This is a genomic window from Variovorax sp. EBFNA2, from assembly GCF_033802765.1.
Classification (GTDB): domain Bacteria; phylum Pseudomonadota; class Gammaproteobacteria; order Burkholderiales; family Burkholderiaceae_C; genus Variovorax; species Variovorax paradoxus_H.
Map to the genome: position 1 here is coordinate 604142 of NZ_CP138496.1, position 12698 is coordinate 616839.

Below are 12698 nucleotides of genomic sequence, written 5' to 3' on the forward strand. Positions count from 1 at the left end.
CGGCGTCCGCTGCTTCAGCGGGCGGCCCGAATGCCGAGGCCGCGGCCGACCGGATGGCGCAGGCGCGCCTTGCGGACACCGACACGCTGCTGGCGCTGACCAGCGAAGGCGCGGTGCTCTACGGGCAGGATGCGGTCAAGCTCTCGGGCTATCAGTACTGCAGCCAGGCGGTCGCATTGGCCGAGGCGGGCGAGTTCCGCCAGAGCGTGCGCGCCGCGAGCAAGGCGCTGCACCTGGCCAACGCCACCAGCGACCCGAACCTGCGCGCCGTGGCCAACCGCGATCTGGCGATCGTCTACAGCTACTCGGGCCAGCTCGAAAAGGCCGAGGAGTTCGCACGCGAAGCGCTGCGCCACACCGCGCGCGATCCGAAGCTGGTGGTCGGTCCGGTGCAGAAGGTGATCGGCGACGTGCGCACGCGGCGCGGCGACTTCGCCGGCGCGGTGCTCAGTTACGACGAAGCACTGGCCAACAGCTCGCCGCGCTATGCGCCGCTGGTGCAGGCCTCGCTGGTCAACGCGCTCATCGAAGCGGGTGACGCGGCACGCGCACGCCAGGTGCTCGGCGGCATGGCCGAACCGCGTGAAGCGCCGCTGGCCGCGCAGCTCGAACGCACGCGCGCCCGCCTGCTGCTGGCCGAGAACAAGCCGGCCGAGGCACGCGACAAGTACCGCGCGCTCACCACGCGCCAGGTCGGCACCGACACCGCCTACTACCGGCTCTGGGCCTGGGACGGCGTGGCGCGCAGCGAACTCGCGTTGGGCCAGAAGCAGGCCGCGGCCGACGCCGCGGGCCGCGCGCTCGCCGACGTCGACCAGGTGCGCGCGCGCTTTCGCAGCGAAGAAGTGAAGATGGGCCTGTTCTCCGACCTGCAGTCGGTGTTCGAGCGTGGCGTGGCGGTGTACAGCGAAGCGGGCGATCCGACGCGGGCCTTTGAGGTGAGCGAGCACAGCCGCTCGCGCGCGCTGCTCGATGCGGTGCGTGGCCGCGCGAAGCTCAGTGAATCTTCGGCCGGCATGGTCGGCGTGGCCGCGCTGCAGCGCACGCTGGCGGCCGACGAGCGCGTGGTGCAGTACCACGCGCTGCCCGACCGCCTGATGGTCTGGGTCGTGGGGCCGGACAGCATCACCGAGAAGCGCATCGGGGTGAAGCGCGAAGAGCTCACCGAACTCGTCGAGACCTTCCGCAATTCGATCGTGCGCGGCCGCCGCGCCGCCATCACCAACGCCGACAAGCTGGGCGCCGCGCTGCTCGGCCCGCTGGGCCTGGTGCCGGGGCAGCGCGTGGTGGTGGTGCCGCACGGGCCGCTGCATTACCTGCCGTTCCAGGCGCTGCGCCTGGACGGGCGCTACCTCATCGAGACGCACCCGGTGTCGGTGGCGCCGTCGATCAGCATCGCGGTGCAGCTGGCGCAGCGAACGCCGCGCGTGAACGCGACGCTCACGGCCTTCGGCAATCCGCGCATCGAGGACAAGTACGACCTGCCCGGCGCCGAGACCGAGGTGAAGCAGCTCGCGCAGCTGTTCCCGCGCAACACCGTGTTCATGGGCGCCGCCGCCACCAAGACGCAGTTCCGGGACGTGGCCTCGCGCTCGCCGCTGATGCACGTGGCGGCGCACGCCGAAGCCGACGAGGTCGATCCGCTGTACTCGCGCATCCTGCTGGCCAACGAAGGCGGCAAGCAGAACTTTCTGGAGGCGCACGAGATCCTCGCGATGCCGATGGAAGGCACGGCACTGGTCACGCTCTCGGCCTGCGAGTCGGGCCTGGGGCGCATCGCGCAGGGCGACGAGGTGCTGGGCTTCACGCGTTCGTTCCTCTCGGCCGGCAGCTCCAGCCTCATCGCTTCGCTGTGGCCCGTGTCGGACGACGCCACCGCCGTGCTCATGGGCACGCTCTACGGCGAGCTGGCCAAGGGCCGCGACATCCAGAAGGCCATGCAGGCCGGGCAACTGGCCGTGCTGAAGGATCCTAAGATGTCCCACCCCTTCTTCTGGGCGCCGTTCAACCTGATCGGCAACTGGCGTCTCACCGTGGGAAGCTGAACATGTCTTCGCCACGCTCCCTCTCGCAAAGAAGAACTGCCATGGCCCTTGCGATTCGCCTTCGTCCACGGCCGACGCCGGTCGCTCTCGCCGCCATGGCCCTCGTCGGTGCCACGCTGTGGATCGCCGTGCCCCGCGCCCACGCGCAGGAGGCGACCACGCTGCTGCCGACCAAGGACCCCTGCGGCAGCTGCGACCGTCCCGTCGCACAGGCCCCTGGCGCCGTCGCTCCGCAGACCCTGCCCGCGCCGCCCCGGCCCGCGGCAGGCGCGGGTAGCTTCAAGCTCACCGACCTGCGCCTGAATGGCGTGAAGGCGCTGAGCAACGACGAGCTGCAGACGATCACCGCACCCTACATCGGCCGTGACGTCACGCTCGGCGACCTCGAAGGGCTCGCGCAGGCGATCACCACGCGCTACAAGGAGCGCGGCTACTTTCTCGCGCAGGCCGTGGTGCCGGTGCAGACCGTGCGCGACGGCGTCGTCGAGATCAGCATCATCGAAGGCCGGCTCGGCAAGGTCGAGGTGCTGGTCGCGCCCGAAGCGCCGATCAGCGAGGCGCGCGTGCGCGGCTTCCTGGCGGCGCTGCAGCCGGGCGAGGCCGTGAACGCGCCGGCCTACGAACGCGCGATGCTGCTGCTGTCGGACCAGCCCGGCCTGAAGGTGTCGTCGAGCCTGCAGGAAGGCGCGCAGGCCGGCACCACCGACCTGTCGGTCGAGGTCGAGGCCGGCTCGCGCTGGGCCTTCTCGGCCGAGGCCGACAACCACGGCACCAAGGAGGCAGGGCGCTACCGCGTGGGCGGCACGGCGCGCTGGCTCAGCCCCTTCGGCATCGGCGACAACCTCGACGCGCGCGTGCTGCTGTCCAACAGCAACGCGCTGCAGTACGGCCGCGTGTCGTACGAGGCGCCGCTGGGCACCAGCGGCCTGCGCGCGGGCATCGGCATCTCGCGAGTGAGCTACGACCTGGGCGGCCAGTTCGTCGACCTCGACGCGCGCGGTCGCGCCGATGTGCTCGACGTGTCGCTCAACTATCCGCTGATCCGCCAGCGCCAGCAGAACCTGTTCCTGCGCCTCACGGCCGACGTGAAAGACCTCACCGACGAGCTGCGCGGCGTCGACTTCACAGCAAAGAAACGCGTGCAGGGCTTCGGCATCGGCTGGGCCTGGGAGCGTCGCGACGAGGTGCTGGGCGGCGGCTATTGGGCCAGCTCGGGCACGCTGTACCACGGCGACCTGTCGATCCGCGATCCGCAGAGCTTCCAGTCCGACCAGCAGGTCGGCGGGCGCCACACCGAAGGCGGCTTCACCAAGCTGAGCTTCCAGGTGTCGCGCCTGCAGTCCATCGTGCCGCGCCATTCGCTGTACTTCTCGGTCGGCGGCCAGTGGGCCAGCAAGAACCTCGACGCCTCCGAAAAGCTCGCGCTCGGCGGCGCCCGCGCGGTGCGCGCCTACCCCTCGGGTGAACTGCTGGTGGACGAGGGCCTGATCGGCACCTTCGAATACCGGTGGGCGGCGACCGACGAGGTCACGCCCTACCTGTTCTACGACGCGGCACGCGGAAAGATCGCGCGCCATCCCTCGCCCTTCGACGGCGAGAACTCCCACAGCCTGCGCGGCTACGGCATCGGACTGAGCTGGTCGCGCCCGGGCAACTTCTCGATCAACGCCACGCTCGCCTGGCGCGCCGGCACACCGCCCGCGCAGACCGACGGCGGCGGGCGCAATCCGCGGCTGTACGTGCAGCTGCAAAAGGCGTTCTGACCATGAAGCCACGCAACTTCCAACCCCGGCCGACGCTGCGCCCGCTGGCGCTCGCTATCGCCTGCATGGGCCTGGCGCCGGCGCTGGCGCAAACCATCCTGCCGAGCTTCGGACCGGGCGGCTACACCACGCAGGGCAGCGTGGGCGTGGCGGGTTCGACCACCGCATCGCCGCTGGGCGGACAGGCGCTGGCGATCTCGCAGTCGTCGCTGCGCGCGATCATCAACTGGAACGCCTTCTCCATTGGCGCGAAGGACGCGGTCAACATCAACCAGTCGATGGGCGCGTCCAGCATCCTGCTCAACCGCGTGATGGGCAACGAGCTCTCGACCATCGCCGGCCAGCTCACGGCCAACGGGCGCGTGTTCCTCGTCAACCCGAACGGCGTGGTGTTCAGCCAGGGCGCGCAGGTCAACGTCGGCGGCCTCGTGGCCTCCACGCTGGCCCTGAGCACCACCGACAACGCCTTCCTCGAAGGCAGCACCCAGCTCACGTTCGAACGGCCTGACGGCAACACCAAGGCCGTGAGCAACGCCGGCGTGCTCACCGCCGTCGGCGGCCCCGTCGTGCTGATGGGTGCCGAGGTGACCAACACCGGCCGCGTCGTCGCCGACGGCAGCACCGTCGCGCTGGCGTCGGGCCGCAAGATCAGCTTCGACCTGGGCAACGACGGACTCACCAACCTCGTGGTCGCGGCCGATGCCATGGCCACCAGCGCCAAGGTGGTGAACGCCGCGGGCGCCAGCTTGCAGGCCGATGGCGGGCGCGTGATGCTCGTCGGCAGCTCCAACACGGCGGGCGAGCTGGTGGTGAACCAGTCGGGCACGGTGCGCGCGCGCACGCTGGAGAACGTCAACGGCGAGATCGTGCTCGGCGCGGGCCGCGACAACCGCATCGAGATGAACGGCGGCCTGCTCGACGCCACCGGCGCGAGCGCGGGCCAGCGCGGCGGCAGCATCCGCATCGCGGCCGGGCAGGTGCGCATCGAAGGCACCGGCGGCGGCGACCAGCGCGCGGTGATCGATGCCAGCGGCCAGGCCGGCGGCGGCAACGTGTCGGTGCATGGCTACGACGTGGCGCTGTCGTCCACGTCGGTGCTGCGCGCCGACGCCATCACCGAAGGCGCGGGCGGCACCGTCACCACGGCCAGCGCCCAGGGCCAGGCCCTGGTCGGTGAGGCCGACGCGGCACCGGAGCGCGCCTCGCGGTTGCAGGCCTACGGCGAGATGACTGCGCGCGGCGCGGGCGCCGGCAAAGGCGGTGCGATCTCGAACGAGGCCGACTCGGTGCGCGTGCAAGCCGTGCGTGTCGACGCGGGCGGTGGTGCGCAGGGCGGTGCCAACGGCAGCTGGACGGTGAGCGCGAAGCAGTCGGACCTGGGCATCGTCGAGGCCGGCAACGTGCCGGTGTACGACAGCAAGTTGCCGTTCTTCACCGGTGGTTCTGTGAGCGCCGGCAGCGTCGGCGACACGCTGGGCCGCGGCACCGACGTGACGCTGGTGAGCGGGCGCACCGGTGTCGGCGCGGGCGTCACCTTTGCGCCCGGCGTGCAGGTCATCAAGAGCGAAGGCGGCACGGCGCGGCTGCGCGTCGACTCGGCCGGCAGCATCGTCATGAACGAGGGCTCGGCCATCACGTCGCAGCAAGGCGCACTGCATGTCGACTTCAACGCCGATTCCACCGGCCTGGTCGCCGCCAACGCGAAGAACATCAACAACAGCAGCGGCAACCCTTCCGCCGAGAGCGACTACGCCGCCGCCATCGTGCTGACCAGCGCGACCATCGCGGCCAACGGCGGCGACGTGCGCTTCTTTGGCCAGGGCGACGCACAGAACGGCCGTGCCATCGGTGGCGTGGTTCCGCTCGGCGGCGACACCGGCGACTATGTGTGGCGCGACGGCGTGACGCTGGCGGGCAGCCAGGTCACGACCGGCGGCGAAGGCCGCGTGTCGATGCGCGGCCAGGGCCGCACCTGGATCGACGACCAGGACAACAGCGACTTCGTCTTCCGCGGCAGCAACGGCGTGTCGATCACAGGCGGCACGGTCGAAGCCGGCGCCGGCGGCCTGCAGCTCGACGGCCTCGCAGGCTACGGCCGCAGTGGCGTCGCCGTCAGCAGCGGCGCGGTGCTGAAGTCCGTGGGCGACATCGGCATCAAGGGCCAGGGCCCGACCTGGACGTCCAACATCGGCGGGGCTGCGGTGGGCGCCAGCACGGCGGTCGTCATCGACGACGCCACCGTGGCGAGCGAGCGCAACGTGCGCATCGAAGGCCAGGGCGCCAACCTCGACGGCCTGCGCACCGACACGGGCTTTGCAGCGGGGAACATGTCCGCCGGCGGCGGCAACGGCGTCGCCATCCGCGGCGAGATTTCGGCCGGTGCGGGCGGGCGCATCGACGTGATCGGCCATGCGGGCAGCGAAGGCTTCAGCGCCACGCTCGGCAGCCCCGACATCATCATCACGCCATCGACCACGCCCACCTACGGCGTGGCCGTCACCATCGACGCCGACCAGCCCATGGCGCTGCGCACCAGCGGTGGCACCATCGCCATCGACGCCCAGGGCACCGACATCTCGATGCGCCTAGTCACCTCCTTCTCCGGCGTGGGCACCAGCGTCGGCACACTGGCTTCGGTGGCCAGCGACAGCGGCAAGGGCGGCAGCATCTCGGTGCAAGGGCGCAACGTGCTGATCGACGGCGCCACGAATTTCGACGGCTCGCCCGCCGTGGCGCGCCTCGATGCGAGCGGCGCGACCGGCGGCGGCAGCATCGACATCGCGGCCAGCAACGCCATCGCCATCGGCAAGAACACCCGCCTCGAAGCGAATGCCGGTGCGGGCACGGGCAACGGCGGCAGCATCCAGGTGGTGGCGACCGAGACGCTGCGCGCCCACGGCCAGTTGTCGGCACGCGGCGGCACGGCCGGCGGCAACGGCGGACGCATCGAGACCTCGGCCGGGCGCTTCGACCTGCGCGGAGCGCGCGTCGATGCCTCAGCGACTGTGGGTACGGCGGGCCAGTGGTTCATCGACCCCTTCGATCTCACCATCAGCCACGGCACGACCGGCGGCACGCTGCCCACCAACCCGTACGACGCGCTCGCCAACTCCACCATCGAGGACGGCGACATCAACACCGCGCTCAATGGCGGCACCAGCGTGCGGATCTCTACCGGCACGGGCACGGGCGGCGGTGGCGTCATCACGCTCGAACCCGACGTTGACATCAACTACACCGGCTCGAAGGGCCCGCTCACGCTCCAGCTCGACGCCGCCACCGGCATCCAGACCCGTACGCCGGGCACCACCATCCGCGCCACTGGCGGCGACGACCTGAACGTGGTGATGAACGCGGGCGTCAACCCCGACGGCACGCCCTCGGGCAGCAGCGGCTTCATCGACTTCGGGGGCAACATCCTCACGCAGGGCGGCAGCGTGACGATGAACGCGGTGGGCACGGGCACGCCCGGCAGCGGCTTCATCCGCCTGAACGGCGGGCAGGTCATCACCGACGGCGGCAACGTGTCGCTGTTCAGCGGCCAGCCCGGCGCGCCGACCGGCAACGTGATCCTCACGCAGGACGTGCAGGTCGACACGCGCGTCGGCCAGAGCGACGCGGGCGCGGGCGGCAACGTGCGCATCGAAGGCGGCGACGTGCTGCTGCAGGGCGCGCGCATCGCCACCGCCACCGGCAACGTCGACATCCGCGGCACCTCGACCACGTGGGACAGCGGCGTGGTCATCACCAGCGGCCAGCTCGGGCCGAGCACCATCAGCACCACCAGCGGCGACGTCACCGTGCAGGGCGTGGCACGGCGCCAGGCCTCGTCGACCTTCGCGGCGGCGCACGGCGTGCTCATCAACGGCGGCAGCTCCATCACCACCGGCAGCGGCGACATCACGCTGCGCGGCTACAACTTCAACAACGATCCCTCGGCGCCGGCCGCCACCGAAGACAGCGGCGTGCGGCTGGAAGACGGCGCGCAGCTCGTCACCACCGGCGGCGGCAACATCGAGGTCACGGGCCGTTCGCAGAACGGCGGGCGCGGTGTCGTGCTGCAGGCTGGCGGCGGGTCGACAGCACCGGGCGCGCTGCCGGGCATCCGCAGCAGCGGCAACGTGCTGCTGCGCGCGAGCAACGACGGCAGCGGCGATTCGATCGTCATCGAAGCGCCGGTCGTCGCGGCCGGCACCATCGACCTGCGCCCGGGCGGGGTCGATGTGAACATGACCGCATCGGACGACACGGCCACGCCCATCGTGCTGGGCGGCCCGACGGTCAACGGCTTCTCGGTGTCGGGCGCGGAGTTCGCGCAGCTGTCGGCGCCGACCATCGTCGCGGGCAGCACCACGCATGCCGCGAACATCACGGTGGCGGGCGCACTCTCGACCTCGGGCGCGCTCACTCTGCAGAACGAAGGCGGTGGCGGCGGCATCGCGCTCAACGCGCCGGTCTCGGCCGCGACGCTGGGGTTGCTGTCGGCCGGCAACGTGAGCCAGTCGGGTGCGGGCGCGATCACGGCCGGCGCGCTGCTCGCGCGCTCGCGCAACGGCAGCGTCGATCTGCGCAACCCGGCCAACGACGTCGCCACGGTCGGCGGCGGCGCGGCGGGCGGCTTTGCTTATGTGGATGCGAACGCGGTCACGATCGGGCCGGTGGCGGTCACGGGCTTCGACGCGGCGGGCAACCTGCCGCAGCTCACCTCGATCGATTCGATGGCCGCCAACACCGTGTTCGTGCGCACGCTGAGCGGCGACCTCACGCTGGGCGCGCCGGTCAGCAGCACCAGCGGCACCGACCTCGTGGCGGCGGCGCGCTTGCAGAACCCGGGCGGCTTCGGCATCTCGGGCGCGCTGTGGCGCGTGTGGGCCGACACCTGGGTCGGCGAAACGCGCGGCGGCCTGGCCGGTTCGGGCCCGCTGCCCAACTTCTATCACTGCGCCTACCTGGGCCTGTGCACCGTGACCGTGACGCCGGGCGACAACCACTTCATCTACGCGCAGCAGCCGACGGCCACGGTGGTGATCGCCGACGCCTCGCGCAGCGTGGGGGCGCCCAACCCGTTCTTCATCTACAGCCTCACCGGATTGATCCTCGGCGACACCGGCGCGGGCTTCAGCGGTTCGATGTTCTCTGCGGCGCTGCCGGGCAGCCCGCCGGGCCTGTACCCGATCAACGGCACCTTCACGTCGGCCGAGGGCTACGCGGTGCGCGTGGTGCCGGGCCAGCTGCGCGTGAGCGGCCTGCCGTTGCTGCCGTCGGTGGACGTGGTGCGCGAGCCGCTGACCTCGTACCTGTACGACCGGAACATCGGCCAGGCGCCGATCTGCCTGGCCACCGGCCCGCTCGACGGCGACCGCGTGGCGCAGGGCGCCGACGTGCTGGCGCGCGAATGGTCGCGCGTGCGCTCGCGGCCCAACCTGCTGAGCTGCGTGAACACCGAGCGGCGCAACGGCTGTTCGGACTTCTGAGATTGAAGGCGTGTCAGCGCGGCGCGTGATCGCGGGCCGTGAGCACGAAGAGCTGCGCCATCAGGTCCGCGAGCAGCCGCAGCTGCGGGTCGTCGGTGAGCGGTGCGTGCCGCCACGCGGTGACTTGCGCGTCGAGGCCTTCGAGCGGACCGGCGAAGAACAGGCGGCGCAGCGCGCTCCCCAGCACATCGTGCGCCGCCGATTCCGAGGGGCTGCCGAGGGTGCTGTCGGCATGGCTGCCCAGCGCTGGCGTGGCGAGGAAGGGCGAAAGCACCGTGCCTTGCAGGCGGCCCTCGCGCAGCAGGCTGCCCAGCGTCAGGTCGTACGGTTGCAGGGGCCCGCTCGCGAGCGCTTCCTTCAGCAACGCAGGCAGCAAGCGCAGGCCCTTCGGCGTCACGAGGTAGGCGACCGCGCCCCAGTTGTAGAGCGTGCGCGCGTCGAGGAAGTCGATGCCCGTCAGCGCATGGCGCGGCGCGTTGCTGCCTCGCGGCGGCAGTCGCCGTTGCAGGCTCTGCCAGAGCGCGAGCAGGTGCTGCGTCGAGGTCACGGGCTGGCATTCGAGGAACGCGATGTCGCAGCCGTCGGCTTCGAGCTGTGCGAGTGCGCCGCTGCGCAGCACGGCCGGCAGGGCCTCGCTGAGCTGCGCGTCGTCTTCGAGCACCAGCAGCATCTCGGCGGGGTTCGCCAGCGTCACGGCCTCGGCGTGAGAGAAAAAGCAGGCACGCTCGCCCGGCGTGAGGACATTGCGGTCGTGCCGAGCAGGGGCGACCATGTCCGTATCGAACGCCGGATAACGTTCCACGGTTGTCAGACCGAGCCGGCGCAACTGCGCTTCCATCGCGGCGCGGCGATCGGTGCTGCGAGCGAGGTTGATGTAGCAGCCTTGCATGGGTATCTCCGGTGCTTCATCGCTGAGGGAGCGATGCAGTGAACATCATGAGGTCGGAAGGTCAGGAGGCCGACACGGGCCGCCCGTGGCTCAGCGTCGTGCTGCCTTTCTACCGCAAGCTCGCCGAGTTCGAGCGCGTGTTGCCGATGAATGCAGGGTATTGGGCGCGACCGGGCATCGAGGTCGTGCTCGCGCTTGACGAGCCCGGCGAGGAAGCCGGCGTGCTGGCGCTGGTCGCGCGCTTTCCGCAGATCCGCTGGAAGGTGTTGGTGAACGACGTCGCGCATGCATGGCGCCCGCCGTGCAAGGCCATCAACGCCGGTGTGCGCTGCAGCGCGGGTCGCTTGGTGCTGGTCCATTCGCCCGAGTCCGCCTACGCGGGCGATGCGCCGGGCCTGCTGCTGCAAGCGGCGATGGGGCACGCGCGCGGCGTGGCGGTGGGCCGTGTCGGCTTCGCGCGCTTCGATGAACTCACGGGCACGCTCGAATCGGCCTTCGCACGCCAGGTGCCGCCCGAGCTGCTGCTGCAGACCTTCTACGGTTCGCTGTGTTGCGCGCGGGAAGCCTTCGATGCGGTGCACGGCTACGACGAATCGTTCGAGGAGTGGGGCGGCGACGACGACAACCTGCGCGTGCGCCTCGAGATGGCGGGCTGGCAGCTGCTGGCCTGTCCGGACGCGCACCTGCTGCACCTGTCGGACGAGACGCGCACGGGCGGCGAGCAGTTCGATCGCGATGTCGACTGGATCCGGTGCACGCCGCACGAGGCACGCGCGGGCGATGCCGGCTGGGGCCTCGCTTTCGATCGCCTCGCGCGCGATGACGGCGCCAGCGCATGGCCTTCCGAAGCACCGGACTGGCCGGTCAATGCACCGGTGGTGCCGATGGGCTCGCGCCGCCAGTGCGAGGTCTGCGCGCGGCTGCTGCACCACGAGGCCAGCGCCTTCCATTGCCCGTCGTGCGCGAACCCGCCGGTCGAACCGCGTCTCACGTCGCGATTGCGCATCGTCTGCGTGATGCAGGTACGCAACGAAGCGCGCTATCTCCCCGGCTGCCTCGACCACCTGCGCGGCCATGTGGACGGCATCGTCGCGCTCGACGACGGCTCGACCGACGGCACCGCCGAGATCCTGCGGCGCGAACCGATGCTGCTGGAGCTGCTGTCGAACCCACCGCGCGACGACGGCGCGCACGTCTGGCGCGAGAACGAGAACAAGCGCCGCCTGCTCGAAGCCGCACGCCGCCACGGCGCAGGCTGGGTGCTGGTGTGCGATGCCGACGAGCGCTACGAACAGCTGTTTCTGCATCACCTGCATGCCACCGTCGATTCGCTGCCTGACCACCAGCTCGCCAGCCTGTCGCTCGTGTCCTGCGAGCTCTGGAACTCGCCCGACGCCTGGCGCATCGACGGCCCGTGGGGGCGCAAGTCGCGCGCGCGGCTGTTCCGGTTGCCGCAGCAGATTTCGTTCGACCAGAGCCCCACGCTGCACGGCACATGGCTGCCCGACGACACGCAGCGCCACGGCCTGATGTTCTACAGCCGCTACCGGCTCTATCACCTGAAGAGCATCCGGCACGAAGACCGCGTGGCGCGGCGCGACCTCTACACGCGGCTCGATCCGGCGCGGCAGTTCCAATCGATCGGCTACGACTACCTCGCGGAAGAAGGGCCGGGCCTGCAGCTGATGCGCATCGCGCCAGACCGCGACTACGACCGCACGACGTTGCCGCCCGACCTCCAACCGGCTCAGTCGCCCAACCCCAGCGTCCTCGCGAAGTCGCCGCGGTAGGTGCGCAGCCCCTGGTGCGACAGTTGCGAGCGCGTGTCGACATGCACGCGTCCGCCGATCGACTGCCAGCGGCGGCAGAAGCCGTAGTCCTCGCTGAGGTAGCGCCCGTTGTTCGGCTCGGCGAACACGTCGAAGAAGCGGTAGTGCGGCCGCGCCGCGACGACCGGGTCGTCCATGCGGTCGGGCGTGTAGCGCAGCTCGGGCAGCGCCTGCGCCATCTGCTCGAGCACGTGGCGCGCGATCAGCATGAAGCCGGTGGGCGCATCGAGCACTTCGAGGAAGCCGTCGGCGTCGACATGCGCGGCCGCATCGTTCACGTTGACCGGAAACGCCGCATGCAGCGCCTCGAAGTCCGCGCGCGTGGCGCCGGCCGGCAGCGGTGCGCGCAGGCCGCCATCGGGCCAACCGTCGCTCTTGTGCGGGTACACGCCGGCCACCACGTCGCGCCCCGCGCCGAGCAGCCGCAGCGCGGCCTCGGGCTCGAAGCCGATGTCGGCGTCGATCCAGAACAGGTGCGTCCAGCGCGTGTCGGCCAGGAACTCGGCGGCCAGCCGGTTGCGCGCGCGCGTGACGAGGCTGTCGCCATCGAGAAAGCGCGTCTGCATCGCGAAGCCGTGGGTCCACGCGAGGTTGACGAGGCCGAGCAGGCTGCGCACGCACTCGGTGCCGACCGCGCCGCTGTGGCAGGGCGTGGCGACGAAAGGGCGGACGTTTTTCAGGTCGATGGCAGTGGGCAT

The 12698-nt window shown here is 70.9% G+C and carries 6 protein-coding genes; 4 read left to right on the plus strand and 2 right to left on the minus strand.

Annotated elements, in window-relative coordinates:
* The first annotated feature begins 53 nt into the window (after positions 1-53).
* From RZE79_RS02750 to RZE79_RS02760, 3 genes are read left to right on the plus strand one after another with little or no spacing between them, the layout of a single operon-like run.
* Positions 54-2045: a CHAT domain-containing tetratricopeptide repeat protein gene (locus RZE79_RS02750; RefSeq protein WP_319358922.1), complete on the plus strand. Its 1992-nt coding sequence runs from the start codon at positions 54-56 to the stop codon at positions 2043-2045.
* A 41-nt stretch (positions 2046-2086) separates the two neighbouring features.
* Positions 2087-3808 carry a ShlB/FhaC/HecB family hemolysin secretion/activation protein gene (locus RZE79_RS02755; protein ID WP_319358923.1) on the plus strand — a complete coding sequence of 574 codons (1722 nt, stop codon included), beginning with the start codon at positions 2087-2089 and terminating at the stop codon, positions 3806-3808.
* 2 nt (positions 3809-3810) lie between these two features.
* On the plus strand, positions 3811-9282 hold the full coding sequence (locus RZE79_RS02760) for a filamentous hemagglutinin N-terminal domain-containing protein (RefSeq protein WP_319358924.1): 5472 nt from the start codon (positions 3811-3813) through the stop codon (positions 9280-9282).
* Positions 9283-9295: 13 nt separating this feature from the next.
* Here RZE79_RS02760 and RZE79_RS02765 read toward each other — a convergent pair whose 3' ends face one another.
* Positions 9296-10171, minus strand: a complete 876-nt coding sequence (locus tag RZE79_RS02765) for a glycosyltransferase family 25 protein (protein WP_319358925.1) — start codon at positions 10169-10171, stop codon at positions 9296-9298.
* A 47-nt stretch (positions 10172-10218) separates the two neighbouring features.
* Between RZE79_RS02765 and RZE79_RS02770 the strand changes: the two genes are divergently transcribed.
* Positions 10219-11961 (plus strand): glycosyltransferase family 2 protein, encoded by a 1743-nt coding sequence (locus RZE79_RS02770; RefSeq protein ID WP_319358926.1) that lies wholly within the window; start codon positions 10219-10221, stop codon positions 11959-11961.
* Here the strand turns inward: RZE79_RS02770 and RZE79_RS02775 are convergent.
* Positions 11919-12698 (minus strand): hypothetical protein, encoded by a 780-nt coding sequence (locus RZE79_RS02775; RefSeq protein WP_319358927.1) that lies wholly within the window; start codon positions 12696-12698, stop codon positions 11919-11921. The genes RZE79_RS02770 and RZE79_RS02775 overlap by 43 nt on opposite strands.

What these genes read in the sequence shown, in the direction of transcription:
- RZE79_RS02750 (WP_319358922.1), top strand. Translation starts at nt 54, where the DNA reads ATGGCGCAGGCGCGCCTTGCGGACACCGACACGCTGCTGGCGCTGACC.
- RZE79_RS02755 (WP_319358923.1), top strand. Translation starts at nt 2,087, where the DNA reads ATGGCCCTTGCGATTCGCCTTCGTCCACGGCCGACGCCGGTCGCTCTC.
- RZE79_RS02760 (WP_319358924.1), top strand. Translation starts at nt 3,811, where the DNA reads ATGAAGCCACGCAACTTCCAACCCCGGCCGACGCTGCGCCCGCTGGCG.
- RZE79_RS02765 (WP_319358925.1), bottom strand. Translation starts at nt 10,171, where the DNA reads ATGCAAGGCTGCTACATCAACCTCGCTCGCAGCACCGATCGCCGCGCC.
- RZE79_RS02770 (WP_319358926.1), top strand. Translation starts at nt 10,219, where the DNA reads ATGAGGTCGGAAGGTCAGGAGGCCGACACGGGCCGCCCGTGGCTCAGC.
- RZE79_RS02775 (WP_319358927.1), bottom strand. Translation starts at nt 12,698, where the DNA reads ATGCCCACTGCCATCGACCTGAAAAACGTCCGCCCTTTCGTCGCCACG.